Genomic DNA, 15,362 nt, shown 5'->3' with positions numbered 1-15,362 from the left:
GATGCAGCGGTTACGGTGCAGGGGCGGGAGGGAAGTCGGCGCCGCGTGACGTGGCTTCGTACGCGCGTACCTCGGCGAGCATGTCTTCGAGCCGGCCGTGGACGGCGTCGTAGCCGGCGGCGCCGAGGACGATCCGGTGGGGAGGGGTCTGCTGCCGCATGGCGTCCATGACGGCCTGGACGCCGCGATCGGGATCTCCCGGCTGCCTGCCGTCCTGGCTGATCATGGTGGCGCGGACGGTCTCGAGGAACGGCCGGTAGGCGTCGACGGTCTCGGCCACCGGCTCGTCGGCGAAGCTCGCGTAGGCGTGGGTGCGGAAGGCGCCGGGTTCGACGGCCAGCACATGGAGGCCGAACGGCTCCACTTCCTCGCGCAGCGCGTCGGTGAGGCCCTCGAGGGCGTACTTGGCGGCGCTGTAGTAGCCGAAGCCGGGCACGCTTTTGAGGCCGGCGACCGAGGACATGTTGATGATCCATCCGCTGCGGCGGGCGCGCATACCCGGCAGGACGGCGCGCAGGATCGCGGTGACGGAGAAGAAGTTCAGCTCGAAGGAGCGCCGCACGTCGGCGTCGGGCATGCCCTCCACCGAGCCGTACCAGCCGCGGCCGGCGTTGTTGACCAGGACGTCGATGCGGCCGAAGCGTTCCTCCGCGGTGGCCACGGCGTCGCGGATCTGCTGGGTGTCGGTGACGTCCAGCGGCAGGACGAGCGCGTTGTCGCCGTGGCGGCTCGCCCAGTCGTCGAGCAGGTGCGGGCGGCGGGCGGTGAGCACGACGTTGTCGCCGGCCGCCAGGGCGGCCTCGGCGTAGGCCATGCCGAATCCGCCGGGGGTGCCGCCGGTGATGAACCAGGTTTTCATGAGTGCCTCGTGAACAGGGTGGCGGTGGGGTGGCGGGTGACGACCTCGGGTACGACGGTGAGGTCGATGGGGCGGGGGTGTCCCGCGCGGGCAGGCCGGGCCGCGGCACCGGCAACTGCTAAAATAGAAGCCAGTAACTTCTACTTTAGCAGTAACTCGGGAGGATGCCATGCCGAGCCGGATCCGGCTGGAGGATCGTGAGTGTCCGCTGTCGACGACGGTGGAGCACGTGGGGGAGTGGTGGACGCTGCTGATCCTCCACGACGCCTTCGACGGCTACACGCGCTTCGACCAGTTCCAGCAGAGCCTGGGCATCTCCACCAGCATGCTCACCACCCGGCTCAAGACCCTGGTGGCCGACGGCCTGCTGGAACGGCGGCCCTACCAGACCAACCCGGCCCGCCACGAGTACGTGCTCACCGAGCGCGGCCGCTCCCTGCGCCCCGTGATCGTCGCCCTGGCCGCCTGGGGCAACCAGCACCTGGCCCCTGAGGACCGCTCGATGATCCTCGTGGACGCCGCGACCGGTGACGAGGCCGAACCGGTGGTGGTGGACGCGCGCACCGGCAAACGCCTCGACGACAGCGACGCATATGTGTTCACCGCCGGCCCGGCGGCCAGCGCGCTGATGCGGGCACGCTATGACGAACTGGACCGGCAGCGGCACCCCCCGCAGTGCCCTCGGGACAGCGGCGGCACCGTGCAAGCGTCAGCTGACTGATGCGCTCCAGCCATCGGGAGCGGCGACGCGCAGTCAGGATCGGTGCAGCTGACGGTACGTAGCCGCCAGGGCGATGAGGGCGGCTCGTCGGGGCGGGGCGGCAGGGTGAGTTGGAGTTCCGCGGCGGCGGGACGCTCTGTGCGGTAGTTGGTGTGCGCCGCCGTCCAGGCGGCCATGACGAGAGTTGCCTGCGCGGGCGTGCCGAACACGGGTGAGCCGTCGGTGAGGGAGGGGGCGTTCGTTCGGGAGACGGGGGCATCTCGATGATGTCCGGACGGCCGGCGCGCTCCTTGAGAACGGCGGCGATCCAGCAGGTGAGAGCCGGGCCGCTCCGGTCGGCCCAGGTGCGGATCACGTCACGGAAGGCTGCCTCGCGGCGGGCGGCGCCCCGCCGCGATCCCGCGGCAAGGACCGCTTCACCCGCGCCTGCGAAAGCCTGGCACAGGTCGAGCGCCGGGACACGATCGGCACGGGCGGCGTAACGCACCGCGCAAAGCTCCCACATGGCGTGGACCGCGTCGGCGCGTCGGCCGGCGGCCGACAGATGCCATGGCGCCACGTTCAGCAGGGCAGGTTGCGGGGGCGTGCTCTCGTCGACCGCATACCTGCGGGGAGCGACCAACTGGAGGAAGGCGGTCAAGCGAGTCCCGGCGCGCTCCACTCGAAGGTGGCGGCCGGCCGCCGTCGCCAGGTCGTAGTCGGGGGCCAGGTCATCCACCTCCGCCGCCGCTCGCCAAGACCGGCCACCCACTCCAACGCTGTCAGAGCCCGACGCTCGCGCTTGTCGACGCCGGCCTTGGGTGCCCACCAGGAGCACCGCAAGACCGTTGAACACCCCGCAGCCGGGCCGGTCACCGTGGACTGCGATGTGATGACCGACGGCGAGGTGAAACTCGCTCGCCCTGGTCACGTCCTTGACGAGACCCTATGGGCATGGAATTCCTCTGCTACCACCGCGACCGCCCTGGCTCCCTGCCGCTCCGCGACGAGCTACTGGAAGAGCATTGGTCCTATATGGACCAGTACGCAAAGGAGATGATCGCCCGGGGTCCGACCCTCACCGACGACAGCGACACACCCACCGCCACCGGAAGCGTGCACATCGTCGACCTGCCTGATCCCGCCGTTGCCCGCGCGTTCGCCTTCGACGAGCCGAACTACCAGGCCGGCGTCTACCGGGACGTGCTGCTGCGCAGGTGGCGCAACACTCTGGGGCGCACCATGTGGGACTTCCCCGGCGGCCGGATCGGCGGCAATCGGTATCTGGTGCTCGGCCTCGGCGCGGGGCAGGCCGCCGACCTCGCTGTGCCGCCCGACCGGGACGAACTGATCGCCTACGGGCCGCTGCTGTCCGACGACGGCGCCAGCTGGCTCGGCACGGCGGCGCTGGTCCGGGCGCCGGACCCGGACACGGCCCGCGCCATCCTGACCCCGGACCGGTACGCCGACATTGAGGTGCACAACTGGCAGTTCGGCGGGCGACCGTCATAACCCGACGTTTGTCCGGCCGGCGCCGAAGTCCCGCTGGAAGGTCCATTTGTCACGTACAGTCAAGTCCGTGACGTTGAGTGATGGAGTGTATGGCTTCGGGCCGTCGGCCGGCCGCCTGCTGATCAAGACCAGCCGCGCCGGCCTCGGCCGGAAGGCGGGTCACGACCTCACCATCGAGGCCACCCGATGGTCCGGGAAGGCGGTGGTCGTCGCCGACGATCCTGGGAAGTCGTCGGTGACCGTGGAGGTCGAGACGGGTTCGCTGGCCGTTCGGGAGGGGGTCGGCGGGCTCAAGCCGCTCGTCGACACCGACCGGGCCCAGATCAAAAGGACGCTGGAAGGCGAGGCTCTGCTGCACACCTCGCAGCACCCCACCATCGTCTTCCGCTCCACCGGTATCACGGGAACGCTTCAGTCCTTCGAGATCACCGGCGATCTCACCATCAAGGGCCGGACACACCCAGCGACCGTGCACGGCGGCAGCGATGGGGACGGAATGGTGTGCGGGTGGGGAACCATCACCCAATCCACCTGGGGGATCAAGCCGTACACGGCGTTCCTGGGCGCGCTGAAACTGGCCGACGAAGTCCGGATCGAGTATGCGGTGACCGAACTCGAACGGCTGCCCGACCCAGCTGGCTGACCCGGCTGGCTGAGCCGGACGCGCCGGGAGACAGCAGACACTGACGAGGCGCCCCGCGGGCGCCACGTAGTACAGGTGACATGCGGAATTGCAAAATTTAGCAATTGGTTAGATGCTGTCTTGGCTGAGCCCGTCATCCCGTCCCTGCGGGCACAGCGTTTCGTGTCCGCCCCCGAGATGGGGCTCGTAGGGGAAGCCGAGGGGTTGTGTCCGTTCCGCTGTACCAGGCCAAGGCCGAGTTCTTCCGCTTGCCGGCCGGGCTGAGGGAAGCAGGGGTCGCCGAGTGATGACCTCGGGACTCGGCCGGGTGTGGGCCCGGATCGCATCGCTGCTGCCTGCCCGTGTCGACCTGGTGGAGATGGGGCGTAGCCCCCGGCGGGACCTGCTGGCCGGGCTGACCGTGGCGATCGTGGCGCTGCCGCTCGCCCTCGGCTTCGGGGTCTCGTCCGGGCTGGGCGCGGAGGCGGGACTGGCGACCGCCGTTGTCGCGGGGGCGCTGGCGGCGTTGTTCGGCGGATCGAATCTTCAGGTGTCGGGGCCGACCGGTGCGATGACGGTGGTTCTCGTGCCGATCGTCGGCCAGTACGGGCCGGCCGGCGTTCTCACGGTCGGTCTGATGGCCGGTGCCATGCTTGTCGCCCTTGCCCTGCTGAAGGCCGGGCGCTACATGCAGTATGTGCCCGCGCCGGTCGTCGAGGGCTTCACCCTGGGCATCGCCTGCGTGATCGGCTTGCAGCAGGTCCCGAACGCGCTCGGCGTGCCCAAGCCGGAGGGGGACCGGGTGCTCGTCGTCACCTGGCGGGCGTTCCGGGAGTTCGGCGAGGCCCCGAACTGGACGGCCGTCGGCTTCGCCGGCGCGGTGGCCGCGGTCATGCTCATCGGCGCCCGGTGGCGTCCGACCGTGCCGTTCTCCATCGTCGCGGTGGTAGCCGCCACCGTTGTGGCGCAGGCCGCTCATCTGGACGCGGCGAAGCCGATCGGCGAACTGCCGTCCGGGCTGCCTGTGCCGTCTCTCTCCTTCCTCGACCTCGGCTCGTTGGGCACGCTGCTCGCTCCCGCGGTGGCGGTCGCCGCGCTGGCCGCCCTGGAGTCCCTGCTGTCGGCCTCGGTTGCCGACGGCATGACGGTCGGTCAGCGGCACGACCCGGACCGTGAGCTGTTCGGCCAGGGACTGGCCAACATAGCCGCCCCGCTGTTCGGCGGGGTTCCCGCGACCGGCGCGATCGCCCGCACCGCGGTCAACGTCCGCACCGGGGCGACCTCCCGGCTCGCAGCGCTCACCCACGCCGCAGTCCTCGCTGTGATCGTCTTCGCCGCCGCGCCCCTCGTCTCCAAGATTCCGCTCGCGGCGCTGGCGGGCGTGCTGCTGGCCACGGCGATCCGCATGGTCGAGGTCGGTTCGCTGCGGGCGATGGCGAAGGCGACCCGTTCGGACGCGCTGATCCTCGTCCTGACGGCCGTCGCGACCCTTGCCCTGGACCTCGTGTACGCCGTCGTCATCGGCTTGGCGGTCGCGGGTGCCCTCGCGCTGCGTGCCGTCGCCCATCAGGCACGCTTCGACCAGGTGCCGCTCGACCGGGGCGACCACAGTGCGGAAGAGCACGCCCTGCTGGCGGAGCACATCGTCGCCTACCGCATCGACGGCCCGCTGTTCTTCGCCGCCGCCCACCGCTTCCTGCTGGAGCTGACCGAGGTGGCCGACGTGCGCGTGGTGATCCTGCGCATGTCGCGGGTGTCGACGATGGATGCGACCGGGGCCCTCGTCCTCAAGGACGCGGTGCAGAAGCTGGAGCGGCGCGGCATCCTCGTCCTCGCCTCCGGGATACGCCCCGGGCAGCTCCAGGTTCTCGACTCCGTCGGCGCTCTCGACCTGCTGCGGTACGAAGGACGGGAGTACGCCACCACCCCCGAGGCGATCCGCGGCGCCCGCGACCACCTGGAGCGCGTCGGCGTCCTGCCTGCCCTTCCTGCCCTTCCCGCCCTCGAACCCCGGACCTCCAGCGAGGGAGCCGCGCGATGAGCACTCCTCCTGTTCCTCTCCGTATGGTCGAGATCTCCTGTGCGGAGGCCCTGTGGCTGCTGGAGGGCAGCACACCGGGGCGGCTGGAGTATGTGCAGCGAGACCTGACCGTGGTGCGGCCCGCCCGGCACGCTTGGGAGTACGGTCGTCCGTACGCCCGTCCCCGCCGCCGCGGTGCCCGCGACGGTGACGTACCACGCGGAAGAGATCGGCGCCGTGCCCGGCACCGGCTGGACGGTCACCGTCTCCGGCCCCGCCGAAGTGATCGCCGACTGCCCAGCGAGCCCGCCGTCCGCAGCGCCCGCCTTTCGTCGTTCATGACCGACACCCCTACCAGCCGCCGCTGTCCGAGCTGGCCAACAGCGCCGGGACCAGCGGCTTGGCCACCGTCATGGAACTCACCTTCGCTCAGGCAGGCAGCGCGATCATCCGCGGCGACGCCGACGGCCAGGGCAAGAGCGTCTGGATCACCCTCCCCCTCTGACCGGACCGCAGCCCGTGATCGGCAACCCCCGCAGGGAAGCTCACCACCATGATCATCAACCGGCGCCGCGGACACCGGAGCCCGGACGCCATACGCCGCTTCAGGGGACGCGGGAAACAGAGGTCACCGCAGTGCTTCGCAGCCGGTTCCTTGGCGCGGATTCGGTTTGGCCGGTGCCGCACGCGAGGATAGGCCGCATGTTCTTGATGAGTGGGTGGATGCGATGCGCCGAAGTTGGGCCGGTGGGGCCGTGCTGCTGGGCCGGGAAGGGGGCGACGCGATGAGTACGCCGCTGTACCAATTGAAGGCCGAGTTCTTCAAGACCCTCGGTCACCCAGCGCGTATCCGCGTCCTGGAGCTGCTGAGCGAACGCGAGCACGCGGTCGCGGAGATGCTGCCCGAGGTGGGCATCGAGCCCGCGCACCTGTCCCAACAGCTGGCCGTGTTGCGGCGGGCCAACCTGGTCGTGACGCGCAAGGAGGGCTCCACGGTGTACTACTCGCTGACCAGTCCGCACGTCGCGGAACTCCTCCGGGTGGCGCGCACCATTCTGTCCGGGGTGCTGGCCGGCCAGGCCGAGCTGCTCGCCGATCTTCAGGCCGGCCAGGGAGCGGGGAACCCGCCGTCCTAGCCGGCGGTCGTTGACCGGTGTACTCGGCAGTCCCCTCGCCCTGTCCGCCACTCGTCGGAGAACAACTGTCGCTGGTGCCGTTGGGCGCCCCGCCGGTGCCGGCGTTCACTGCGGCGGCCCGGAGCTCCCGGCTCGCACCAGGCGATAGCCGCTGACGATCTCCGGCCGGATGCGCACCACCTGCTCCATTCGGGCGTCGATCCACGGCGTGAGCTGCTTCTGGTACCGGGCGAGTTCCTGGGCGTCCGTCACCCGCGCCGCCGTGCCGGTGACCGCGACACTCCACCCGTTCCCACTCGCCCCAAGCGCACGGCGCCCAGCAGTTGGAGGCTTTCGTCGCGGCTCAGGTCGACCAAGCACACGGGGGAAGGCGGCTCGGAAGGCGCGGCGCATGCCTCGTGTCCGGAAGGGCCGCCGCTACTTATCGGCGTGCTGCCCCAGATAGAACAAGAGCATCACGAACCCCGCGATGATGTGGGTGCCGAAGATGTAGACGAAAACGCGCAGCTTGAGATTGCGCTCCTTCCAGCTCTCGTCGTTCGATCCCAAGCTGTCCTTCTCTGTCTTGCTCACTGCGTCAACTCCCTGCTGTGTCCGGATGCGGTGCGTGTGCCACGAAGAAATCCGGAACCGTACGAGGACGACCTTGCCGCCCGCCAGTGCCGGTTCACCGTGCCGTCTCCGCCGCCCGCAGTTCGTCCAGCAGGTCCTGCCGACCCGCCAGCAACACGGCCAGAATCCGCCGCGCGGCGGCAAGCAACTCCGCGACATCACCGCCCGCCAGCGCGTAGACCACCGTCGAACCGGACCGCGTCGCAGTCACGATCCCCGAGCGGCGCAACACGGCCAGCTGCTGCGACAGATTCGACGGCTCGACCTCGATCGCCGCCAGCAGATCCCGCACCGGCTTCGGTCCGTCCTGCAGCAGCTCCAGCACCCGGATACGCACCGGGTGACCGAGCATCCGGAAGAACTCGGCCTTCGCCTCATAGAGCGGAACAGGCACCCCGATCACCCCTCTCCCGCTTCCGCCGTGTCGGTTTCGACACCAACCCCAAGCTCCCGCGCCATCCGCACCGCGTCGTCCAGCTCGTCCTCGGCCACCGCCACGGCATAGGCGTCCTCAGCCTCCAGCGCCGCTTTCAACGCCGCTCGCGCCTGACGCACCCGCTCCAGCAGGGCCTCGGCGAACACGGGTCTGCCCATCCGGGTCTCCTCCCCGATGACCGCACTCCACGGAAACTAGTGAATTGAAGAACTCTTCAAGAGTAGTCCACGACGGTACGGGCCCCGCAATCCGCTACGGTGACATCCGGCTCTTCAGCGGCTCGCCCTGCGCCCAACAGGCCGGCACCGCTGATCGCGAGGCCCGGCCACGCGACCAGGCGCAGCCAGGCCGCCGCGAGTGCGGCGTGGCCGGGCCCGGCGTCGGGTGTACGCCGTCCGCGGACCAGTACTCCGGCGCGGTCGTCGCGGCGAGCTCGGCGAACATGTCGTCGGCCTCAAGCAGATGCGCGCCGTAGGTGCGGGCGAGCTTGCGCACGATCTGGATTTTCGGGTCCAGGTGGGTGCGCCATTCCTTTCGCTCTTTCTCTCCGATGAGCGCGGCACCGGCACCGGCTTCGATGATGTCGTGGATCGGCAGGAGGAATGGCTCGATGAGGATCAGCTCCGTGCCCGCCTCGGCGACGGGCGCGAGCAGGCGGTCATAACCCGCTTCGAACTCCTCGGCGGGGATCACGTACCCCTGGGGGTCCAGCGTGTGCCAGCCCACGTCGTTGACCCCGACGAGGATCGACACCACGTCCGGGCGCGCGTCGAGTACGTCTGTCTGCCAGGGGCCTCGAGGTCCATCACCTTGTCGCCGGCGTGCGCGGTGTTCAGCCAGGTCACGGGCCGGTCCGGGTGCTGGAGTCCCCACTCGCCCGCGACGCGCAGCGGGTAGCCGAACCCGAGACCGTCTTCGCTCTCCAGCCGCTGGCAGTCGGTGATCGAATCGCCGGTGAACATCACGGTGCTTCCCCGCCGGACAGTGATCGTCATATGTGCTCTTTGAACTGGGGTGAGGAGAACGGGGTAGCTGCTTTAGATTTCTGGGTCACCGAACCAATGGCCGGCGGCCCGTTCAAACGTTTCACGATCAGGGATGCGATCACCTGCCCAGGCGACTATGCCGTCGGGTCGGACAAGCACGGCACCCAATCCGAGGTCGTTTCTCGCCGGACCGGCCGCATACCGCATCCGACTCTCCCAGCCCATCGCTGAACCGCGCAGGCATCGGTCGGCGCTGAAATCGAGCGCGACGCCCCGCCCGTCCCGCATCAGGTCGGCGAGGCGAGTGCCGTCTTCGAGGCGAAGGTCCGGGGCGTTGCGGCCGACCAGCGGATGCTCGCTGCCAAGGTCGTAACGGATCGACGATCCCGACATCCTCTCGAACATGTAGGTCGTTCCGTCACGGGTCCCGATCAGGTCGCGAAGCACTCCTTGGACCGCCTGGCCATGCGGGTCCGGCCGCATGGCCGCCACCTGGGCGCGCGACCAGTCGAGCACCCCTGCGCCGATCGGATGGCGCTCGCGGGTGTAGGTGTCGAGCAGCCCGTCCGGCGCGTACCCGTGGACGGTCGCCGCGAGCTTCCAGCCCAGGTTCATGGCGTCGCCGATGCCGGTATTGAGCCCCTGCCCGCCAAGGGGCGAGTGGATATGAGCGGCGTCGCCCGCGAGCAGGACGCGCCCCCGCCGGTAGGTCGTCGTCTGCATCGCCCGATCGGTGAAGCTCGAGGCGAGATGTACGTCGCTCAGCGTCACATCGGTGCCGGATACACGGCGCAGAACCGCCTGGAGATGGTCGCGAGTCGGCTGCTGCGAGCGATCGAACGCGCCGCCGTCGAAGTCCATCATGCCGAAATGCCCTTCCGAGAGGCGGAGGTACATGCCCGTCGGCGTCAGGTTGATCCCAGAGCGCAGCTTCTCGGAATCGGTGACGGTGGCGTGCATGGTGTAGCCGGTGAACTGCGGGTCGGTACCGACGAATTCGAAGTCCGCGAGCCCACGCACCGCACTGCGTCCGCCATCGCAGCCGACGACCCAGCGCCCTGCGTACTCGTGCTCGCCGGCCTGCGCGACCGCGCTCTCATCGTTCTGCGCGATGGCTGAGACCGTGACGCCGTGCCTGATTTCCACGCCGAGCTGGGACGCCTGCTCGGACAGCAGCGTCTCGACCGCTTCGAGGTAGGTCAGCATGCCCTCCATCGCCGGGCTGGGAAGCCGGTATGGCAGGGCGGCGACGTCGACCCGGGCCGGATCGAGCATCATGCCGGCGAAATGGCCCACGCCGCGAGGGGGAGACGGCTCGTGCGCGTCCGGGTCCGCGTCGGGATCGTCGTGGACGCCCGATGCCGTCAGCAGCCGGTGCAGCATCCCGCGGCGGTAGAACGCCTCGACCGACGCGGCGGACAGGCCCCGCGTCCCGAGCGGCTTCGCCTTGAACGGGGAGTCGGGCTCCGGCTCCCGTTCAAGCACCAGGACGGAACAGCCCGCGAGGCCAAGCTCGCAAGCAAGGAACAGACCAACTGGGCCAGCGCCCACGATCACTACGTCGTGCACGAGTGATCCCCTTTCCTAACCCACAGCCGGATGGGCACCCGGCAGGATTTCTCGAAAGGTGCCAGACCTCACCGACATCGGACCCACAACCCCCGATATGCCGCCGACACCACGGCTCCGAAGCTGCCAGTACGCGATCTCGCCCGCTCCGATGGTGGACCCGCTGGAGAGCGCCGAGCAGGTGCGGCCCGCCGCGCCGTAGGCGGGTGAAGGCGTCGTTCGCCACGGGCGAGGATGCGGCCCCGGACCCGAACCCGGCCTCCTTCGTCAACTCCATCGGCTGACCGCGCCCGCCCCTGAGTGGCTGTTCCGAGGCCGGGTGTCCGAAGACGTATCCGCCCGGAACGACCAATCGGCTGGCGAGTCGTCATCCTTGAGGCGCCGAAGGCTTCCCCCGCATGGCGGACCAGCCCCCACCGCGCGGGGGACGCCGGCGGATGGGACGGGCTGCGATCTTCGAGGTGCGTCACGCGAACGATGCCTGACGAATCGAAGGAGTAGTGATGTCCAACCTCCGCCCCAAGGCTCCCCCGGCGAACGGGCACCTGCGCACCCCTTGGGACGTCGGCCGCGTCCCTGTTTCCCCGGTGCCCCGCTGGGCGCGGATTGCCGCGCATGCGGTGCCCTTCATGATCTTGCCCTCGGGACTGTGGCGCATGGGGGTGATGCTGGCCATACCCGGCTTCGGCACAGCTGAGGCCCGCAACCACGGCGCCGGGCTCGATCTGTATCTGATTCTGCTCTTCGTCATCTCCGAGGCACTCGGGTTACTCACCCTGGGACTGATCCAGCCATGGGGCGAGGCGGTGCCGCGCTGGATACCCCTGCTCGGCGGACGCCGCATCCCCCCGTTCGCCGCGGTGGTCCCGGCCGCGCTGGGCGCACTCGCCTCCACAGGGGTCGTGTACTACTTCTTTCTCTCCATCCTCTTCGCAGGATTTCCCCCCGGACACACGACCACTGAAGAGATCATCTTGACGGTCTGTTATCTGCCACTGCTCGCCTGGGGGCCACTTCTGGGATCGGTGACGTACGCCTACTACCGCCGACGCACGAGCAGACAGGGACCGCACACGCACACACCCACGCCCACCCCCTCGCCCTGAGTCCATCCATGCAGGCCGCAGACCTGGGGACGCTGCCAGGGGTCACGCGATGCCTTGCCAGGCGTCGGCTCCGAAGGTGCCTTTGACATCGGAGGCGATGGTCGTGGGGTCCACCGTGGCTTGGAGGGCGTAGACGGTGGTCTTGCGTGCGCCGCGGACACTGAGGTGTACGGGGTGGTCGCCCGGGTGGGCCGCGAGGATGCGCTTGAGCTCTCTGACGGACTGTTCGGTGATGCGATGCGAGGGGAGCGAGAGCTGCACGGGTGGCTTGCCGCCGACTGCGGCGGAGGAGATGTCGAGGACGGAAAGCTCGCGACCGAAGATGTTCACTGTTCCGTCCCTGTCTTCGATCTTTCCCTTGACGGCGATGACGTGGTCTTCGGCCAGTGCATGCTGCACGAGCTGGTATGCGGCGGGGAAGAAGAGCACCTCGATGCCGGCGTCGCGGTCCGCGAGGTTCACGATGGCCCAGGCGTTGCCCTGTTTGGTCATCTTGAGCTGGATGCCGGTGATCAGTCCGGAGAGCTGTACCTCCCCGGTGGTGCGGCCGGAGGCGAGCAGTTCGGCGATGGAACAGTCCCGTGCCCTGGAAAGGATGTGCTCGGCGCCGTCCAGTGGGTGGGCTGAGACGTAGAGGCCCAGCATTTCGCGTTCGGTTGCCAGGAGTTGTCCGCGGGGCCACTCCGCGTCGTCGATGGGGAAGTCGAGGCCGAAGGCCGGTTCGTTGCCTCCTTCGCCGCCCAGGTCGGCGAAGAGATCGTCTTGTCCGAAGCTTGCCGCCTTCTTCACGGGGATGATCGCGTCGATGGCGTCCTCGTGGATGGCGGCGAGGCCCTTGCGGGAATGGCCCAGGGAGTCGAAGGTGCCGGCCTTGATCAGGGATTCCACAGCGCGTTTGTTCAGTGCGGGCAGGTCCACCTTGGCGAGGAAGTCGGCGAAGGAAGTGAATTTCCCGTCCCGGCGGCGCGCGTCGATGACGGCCTCGATGACGTTGTCACCGACGTTGCGTACGGACCGCAGCCCGAACCGTACGTCGTCTCCGACGGCGGTGAACTCGGCAACGGACTCGTTCACATCGGGCTGGAGGACGCGGACGCCGTTCTTGCGGGCGTCGGCGAGGTAGATCGCGGCCTTGTCCTTGTCGTCGCCGACCGAGGTGAGCAGGGCGGCCATGTACTCGGCCGGGTAGTTGGCCTTGAGGTAGGCGGTCCAGTACGAGACGAGGCCGTAGCCGGCGGTGTGGGACTTGTTGAATGCGTAGCCGGAGAACGGGAGCATGACATCCCACAGGGCCTTGATGGCTTCCTCGCCGTATCCATTGCCTCGCATGCCGGAGTGGAACTTGCCCCACTCCGCGGCCAGCACCTCCGGTTTCTTCTTGCCCATCGCACGGCGCAGCAGATCGGCGCCGCCGAGGGTGTACCCGGCCAGTTCCCGGGCGATGGCCATGATCTGCTCCTGGTAGACGAGCAGATGGAAGGTGTTGCCGAGGATCGGCTCCAGAGCGTCGCGCAGCTCGGGGTGGATCGGGGTGATCTCCTGGCGGCCGGTTTTGCGGTGCGCGTAGTTGGTGTGCGCGTTGGCCGCCATGGGGCCGGGCCGATAGAGGGCGTTGACCGCGGCGATGTCCTCGAACCGGGTGGGTTCCATCTGCTTCAGCAGGACGCGCATGCCGCCGCCGTCGAGCTGGAAGACACCGAAGGTGTTGCCCTCGGCCAGCAGCCGGTATGTCCTGGCGTCGTCCAGAGGGATCACGACGGTGGACGGGTCGCCGTCCAGGGGATCCACGGTGGCCAGGCTGATGCCCCGGTTCTCGCGGATGTTCTCGATGGCCTGGTCGATGACCCCCAGGTTCCGCAGCCCCAGGAAGTCCATTTTGATCAGGCCCATGGCTTCGCAGGACGGGTAGTCGAAGCCGGTGATCTTCACGCCGTCCGAGGCACGCATATGCAGCGGAATGCGGTCGGTGAGCTTCGTTTTGGAAAGGATCACCGCCGCGGCGTGTACTCCGGTGCCGCGGGTGAGTCCCTCCACTCCGCGGGCGGTGTCGATGACCCGCTTCACATCCTGTTCGTTGTCGTACATCTGCCGGATCTCGCCGGCCTCGCCGTACCGCTCGTGGGCGGAGTCGAAGATGGCGGCCAGCGGGGCGGACTTGCCGTTCTGGTCCGGCGGGAGTGCCTTGGTGATCCGCTCGCCGTGGGCGTAGGGGTAGCCGAGGATGCGTGAGGAGTCCTTGATCGCGTTCTTGGCCTTGATCTTGCCGAACGTGTTCACCATGGCGGTGTACTCCTCGCCGTACTTCTCGGTGACGTAGCGGACCATCCGGTCGCGCTGACGGTCGTCGAAGTCGAGGTCGACATCCGGCGGGTTGATGCGCTCGGGGTTCAGAAAGCGTTCGAACAGCAGGCCGTGTTCCAGGGGGCACAGTTCGGTGATGCGGGTGGCGTAGGCAACGATCGAGCCGGTGCACGACCCCCGGCCCGGACCGAGCGGGATCCTGTTCTCCCGGGCGTGGCGGCAGATGTCCGCCACGACGAGGAAGTAGGAGCTGAAGCCCATGGGGCCAATAACCGACATCTCGGTCTCGAAGCGATCCAGGATGTGCTGGGGGACCGGGTCTCCGTAGCGCATCGCCAGACCCTTGAGGACTTCCTTGCGCAGCCACGACTCCTGGGTCTCGCCTTCCGGCACGCCCGGGAACCGCGGCATTTCGTCGACGTAGTCGAAGACCTCGTCGTAGGACTCGATGCGCTCGGCGATCAGCAGGGTGTTGTCGCAGGCTTCCGGGAGCTCCGAGAACAGGCTGCGCATCTCAGCGGCCGTCTTGAGGTAGTAGCCGGAGCCGTTGAAACGGAAGCGGCCCGGGTCGTCCTTGTTCTTGCCGACACCGATGCACAGCAGACTGTCGTGAGCGTCGGCCTGGTCCTCGGTGACGTAGTGCGCGTCATTGGTGGCCAGCAGCGGAATGTTCAGTTCCCTGGCCAGACGCAGCAGGCCCTCACGGACCTCACGCTCGATGTCCAGGCCGTGGTCCATCAGCTCCAGGAAGTAGTTCTCGCGGCCGAAGATCTCCTGGTAGGCCGCGGCAGCAGCCCTCGCCTCGGCGTACTGGTTCAGCCGCAGGCGGGTCTGGATCTCGCCGGACGGGCAGCCGGTGGTGGCGATGAGGCCGTCCGGCCGTGCAGCGATCAACTCCCGGTCCATGCGCGGCTTTCCGGCAGGGAACTGACCCTCATAGCTGGCCTGCGTGCTGAGCCAGAACAGGTTCCGCAGGCCCTGGCTGTTCCGCGCCCACATGGTCATATGAGTGAAGCGGCCGCCACCGGAGACATCTTTCGATCCCTCACCGTCCGCGCTGGTGGCGCGACGGCCTCCCGGCCCCCAGAACTCCTGCTTCCGGACGAACCGAGAGGAAGGCGCCACATACGCCTCGATGCCGATGATCGGCCTGATCCCCTCGTAGCCCTTCGCGACCTGCGCGAACTCATAGGCACCGAACATGTTGCCGTGGTCGCTCATCGCGATCGCGGGCATCCCCTGCCGGGCCACCTCGCCGAACATCGGCTTCAGCTTCTGCGCGCCGTCCAGCATCGAGTATTCGGTGTGATTGTGCAGGTGCACGAAGGAGTCCGGCACGTGTGGATCGCCCCCGGGATGAGTAGGAAGCCCCATCCCGGCCGTGGACGCGATGGTGGCCTTGTCGGTGGCCGACCGCACCGGCATCGGCAGGCCCGGCAGCAATCCGGCCACCGGGCCCGTATGCCTCCTGCCGTGCTGATTGCTAAACCGCAGGTTGGCCAG

At 68.6% G+C, this 15,362-nt stretch carries 15 protein-coding genes; 7 read left to right on the top strand and 8 right to left on the bottom strand.

The window, feature by feature from the left end; translation table 11 throughout:
• Nucleotides 1-10 precede the first annotated feature (10 nt).
• Nucleotides 11-859 (bottom strand): oxidoreductase, encoded by an 849-nt coding sequence (locus tag ACFV2X_RS00190; protein WP_385609531.1) that lies wholly within the window; start codon nt 857-859, stop codon nt 11-13.
• Between the two features lie 169 nt (nt 860-1,028).
• Between ACFV2X_RS00190 and ACFV2X_RS00185 the strand changes: the two genes are divergently transcribed.
• The 5 genes from ACFV2X_RS00185 (at nt 1,029) to ACFV2X_RS00165 (ending at nt 6,849) form a co-directional block, all read left to right on the top strand.
• Nucleotides 1,029-1,580, top strand: coding sequence for a winged helix-turn-helix transcriptional regulator (locus ACFV2X_RS00185; RefSeq protein WP_385609529.1), 552 nt, complete (start codon nt 1,029-1,031; stop codon nt 1,578-1,580).
• Between the two features lie 933 nt (nt 1,581-2,513).
• Nucleotides 2,514-3,071 (top strand): YciI family protein, encoded by a 558-nt coding sequence (locus tag ACFV2X_RS00180; protein ID WP_385609528.1) that lies wholly within the window; start codon nt 2,514-2,516, stop codon nt 3,069-3,071.
• 67 nt (nt 3,072-3,138) lie between these two features.
• Nucleotides 3,139-3,714 carry a YceI family protein gene (locus ACFV2X_RS00175; RefSeq protein WP_385609527.1) on the top strand — a complete coding sequence of 192 codons (576 nt, stop codon included), beginning with the start codon at nt 3,139-3,141 and terminating at the stop codon, nt 3,712-3,714.
• A gap of 286 nt (nt 3,715-4,000) precedes the next feature.
• A complete protein-coding gene (locus tag ACFV2X_RS00170) occupies nt 4,001-5,734 on the top strand; it encodes a SulP family inorganic anion transporter (protein ID WP_385609525.1) in 1,734 nt (577 codons plus the stop codon).
• Between the two features lie 764 nt (nt 5,735-6,498).
• Nucleotides 6,499-6,849, top strand: a complete 351-nt coding sequence (locus tag ACFV2X_RS00165) for a metalloregulator ArsR/SmtB family transcription factor (protein WP_043488450.1) — start codon at nt 6,499-6,501, stop codon at nt 6,847-6,849.
• Between the two features lie 105 nt (nt 6,850-6,954).
• Here the strand turns inward: ACFV2X_RS00165 and ACFV2X_RS00160 are convergent, their stop codons facing one another.
• The 6 genes from ACFV2X_RS00160 to ACFV2X_RS00135 all read right to left on the bottom strand — a co-directional run bounded on the left by ACFV2X_RS00160 (nt 6,955) and on the right by ACFV2X_RS00135 (nt 10,452).
• The gene (locus tag ACFV2X_RS00160) at nt 6,955-7,242 is read right to left on the bottom strand and encodes a pyridoxamine 5'-phosphate oxidase family protein (RefSeq protein ID WP_385609523.1); all 288 of its coding nucleotides are present in this window, start codon (nt 7,240-7,242) and stop codon (nt 6,955-6,957) included.
• 24 nt (nt 7,243-7,266) lie between these two features.
• Nucleotides 7,267-7,398, bottom strand: coding sequence for a DUF6126 family protein (locus ACFV2X_RS00155; RefSeq protein ID WP_256981974.1), 132 nt, complete (start codon nt 7,396-7,398; stop codon nt 7,267-7,269).
• Nucleotides 7,399-7,516: 118 nt separating this feature from the next.
• Nucleotides 7,517-7,855, bottom strand: coding sequence for a helix-turn-helix transcriptional regulator (locus ACFV2X_RS00150; RefSeq protein ID WP_089509367.1), 339 nt, complete (start codon nt 7,853-7,855; stop codon nt 7,517-7,519).
• Between the two features lie 5 nt (nt 7,856-7,860).
• Complete coding sequence (locus tag ACFV2X_RS00145) at nt 7,861-8,055, bottom strand: hypothetical protein (RefSeq protein WP_385609522.1); 195 nt, start codon at nt 8,053-8,055, stop codon at nt 7,861-7,863.
• Nucleotides 8,056-8,149: 94 nt separating this feature from the next.
• The gene (locus ACFV2X_RS00140; RefSeq protein WP_385610341.1) at nt 8,150-8,833 is read right to left on the bottom strand and encodes a GDSL-type esterase/lipase family protein; all 684 of its coding nucleotides are present in this window, start codon (nt 8,831-8,833) and stop codon (nt 8,150-8,152) included.
• 101 nt (nt 8,834-8,934) lie between these two features.
• Nucleotides 8,935-10,452 (bottom strand): FAD-dependent monooxygenase, encoded by a 1,518-nt coding sequence (locus tag ACFV2X_RS00135; protein WP_385609521.1) that lies wholly within the window; start codon nt 10,450-10,452, stop codon nt 8,935-8,937.
• 58 nt (nt 10,453-10,510) lie between these two features.
• On the opposite strand from ACFV2X_RS00135, the gene ACFV2X_RS00130 reads away from it, so the two are divergent.
• Both ACFV2X_RS00130 and ACFV2X_RS00125 read left to right on the top strand, forming a co-directional pair.
• Nucleotides 10,511-10,654: a hypothetical protein gene (locus ACFV2X_RS00130; protein ID WP_385609520.1), complete on the top strand. Its 144-nt coding sequence runs from the start codon at nt 10,511-10,513 to the stop codon at nt 10,652-10,654.
• A 301-nt stretch (nt 10,655-10,955) separates the two neighbouring features.
• Complete coding sequence (locus tag ACFV2X_RS00125) at nt 10,956-11,558, top strand: hypothetical protein (RefSeq protein WP_385609518.1); 603 nt, start codon at nt 10,956-10,958, stop codon at nt 11,556-11,558.
• Between the two features lie 42 nt (nt 11,559-11,600).
• Here the strand turns inward: ACFV2X_RS00125 and dnaE are convergent, their stop codons facing one another.
• On the bottom strand, nt 11,601-15,197 hold the full coding sequence (gene dnaE / locus ACFV2X_RS00120) for a DNA polymerase III subunit alpha (protein WP_385610339.1): 3,597 nt from the start codon (nt 15,195-15,197) through the stop codon (nt 11,601-11,603).
• Nucleotides 15,198-15,362: the final 165 nt, after the last annotated feature.

This window comes from Streptomyces sp. NPDC059679 (assembly GCF_042734105.1).
Classification (GTDB): Bacteria; Actinomycetota; Actinomycetes; order Streptomycetales; family Streptomycetaceae; genus Streptomyces.
This window is presented reverse-complemented; position numbering and strand designations above follow the sequence as displayed.

Excerpts from the sequence above, each read along its gene's own strand:
- ACFV2X_RS00190 (WP_385609531.1), bottom strand. The coding sequence starts at position 859 with ATGAAAACCTGGTTCATCACCGGCGGCACCCCCGGCGGATTCGGCATG.
- ACFV2X_RS00185 (WP_385609529.1), top strand. The coding sequence starts at position 1,029 with ATGCCGAGCCGGATCCGGCTGGAGGATCGTGAGTGTCCGCTGTCGACG.
- ACFV2X_RS00180 (WP_385609528.1), top strand. The coding sequence starts at position 2,514 with ATGGAATTCCTCTGCTACCACCGCGACCGCCCTGGCTCCCTGCCGCTC.
- ACFV2X_RS00170 (WP_385609525.1), top strand. The coding sequence starts at position 4,001 with ATGACCTCGGGACTCGGCCGGGTGTGGGCCCGGATCGCATCGCTGCTG.
- ACFV2X_RS00165 (WP_043488450.1), top strand. The coding sequence starts at position 6,499 with ATGAGTACGCCGCTGTACCAATTGAAGGCCGAGTTCTTCAAGACCCTC.
- ACFV2X_RS00160 (WP_385609523.1), bottom strand. The coding sequence starts at position 7,242 with ATGCGCCGCGCCTTCCGAGCCGCCTTCCCCCGTGTGCTTGGTCGACCT.
- ACFV2X_RS00145 (WP_385609522.1), bottom strand. The coding sequence starts at position 8,055 with ATGGGCAGACCCGTGTTCGCCGAGGCCCTGCTGGAGCGGGTGCGTCAG.
- ACFV2X_RS00125 (WP_385609518.1), top strand. The coding sequence starts at position 10,956 with ATGTCCAACCTCCGCCCCAAGGCTCCCCCGGCGAACGGGCACCTGCGC.